This window comes from Mesorhizobium sp. M7D.F.Ca.US.004.03.1.1 (assembly GCF_003998635.1).
In the GTDB taxonomy this organism is placed as follows: domain Bacteria; phylum Pseudomonadota; class Alphaproteobacteria; order Rhizobiales; family Rhizobiaceae; genus Mesorhizobium; species Mesorhizobium loti.
Map to the genome: position 1 here is coordinate 1 of NZ_RZQG01001325.1, position 1,207 is coordinate 1,207.

At 62.5% G+C, this 1,207-nt stretch carries 1 protein-coding gene and 1 pseudogene; both read right to left on the reverse strand.

Features of this window, described 5'->3' with window-relative positions; all coding sequences use genetic code 11:
* Nucleotides 1-940 (reverse strand): sugar ABC transporter substrate-binding protein (locus EN935_RS36740; RefSeq protein WP_164771719.1); only part of this gene is annotated, 940 nt, incomplete at its 3' end.
* A 95-nt stretch (nt 941-1,035) separates the two neighbouring features.
* Nucleotides 1,036-1,207 (reverse strand): annotated as a pseudogene (locus tag EN935_RS42530) (sterol desaturase family protein); the annotation flags it as partial.

Sequence of the window (1,207 nt, forward strand, 5' to 3'; positions counted from 1 at the left end):
CATTGGCGGCGTCGACGATTCCCGGTCCGGTCAGCACCGGCTTGGTCGGCAGGTCGAGCCCATAGTTGACGAGGCCGTTCAGTAGCGACACCGCAAGAAAGCCCTGCAGATAGGGTTGCTGGTCGACCGCGAACATTTGCGTACCAGCCTTGATGCGCTGCAGGCCGGTCTCGTCCATGTCAAACGAAGCGAGCTTGACCTTGTCGCCGGCATTGGCCTGGCTGATGGCGTTGGCGGCGCTGTTGGCGTCGCCGGCGCTGATGGTGATGACACCATCGATGGTGTTGTCCTTCAGCACGGCGGCCTTGATCGCCTCGGCAACCGCGGTCGGGTTGCCGAAGCTGGACGAGGGCAGCGGCAACTGGCTGGATTTGCCGCCGCTCTTGGCGATGGCGTCGGCAATGCCCTTGCAGCGGTCTTCGGTGTTGGTGGCACCGGGCAGTGTGTTGACGCACAGCACGTTCTTGGAGCCATGGCTGCCGTAATAGGCGCCGCCGCCCAGACCAGCCGCGTATTCTTCATTGCCGACATAGTTCATGGCGCCGAGCCGCTTGGCCGCGTCCATGCCGCCGGAGTTGTAGATGATCAGCGGCACGCCGGCTGCAACGACTTCCTTGAAGGCATCGTCCATGGCCTCCGGGACCCAGTCGGGGCCGACAATGGCGCTCGGCTTCTGGCTGAGCGCTGTGCGGATCAGCTTGGCCGCGTCCGGACCGAGATTGTCGTAGTTCTGCGGGCCGAGCCAGGTGACCGAGCCGCCGGTCAGCTCGGCGACCTTGCCGGCATCGTCGGCGCCCTTCTTGACCTTCGACCAGAACGGGTCATCCGCCTTGCCGCCGATGACGAAGATCTTCGCCCCGTCAGCCATTGCCGAAGTGGCCGATGTCGCCGCCACGCCCGCAAGCATGATCGCTGTCAGCAGTTTCGTGATAGTTTTCATTTCATTTCCTCCCGGTTGCCGTCGTCAGACGGGTTTAGAAAAAATAATTCATCCGCAGGCGCGCACCTCTCCCGATTGCGCGCCGCGTCATGTGATCAATGGTTCGCCTCGGCTTTGGCGTTCATGCGTTCCTTCTTTTTCTGGAAGCGGGCGTCCATCATGGCTTCGCCCTCCCTGGTGCCGTCGTGCCAGGTGCCGAACCACCGATCGAGCGTGATCATCCCGTCGCCGCCATAGTTCACCTCGAAATATTTGTGGTGCAGGTAA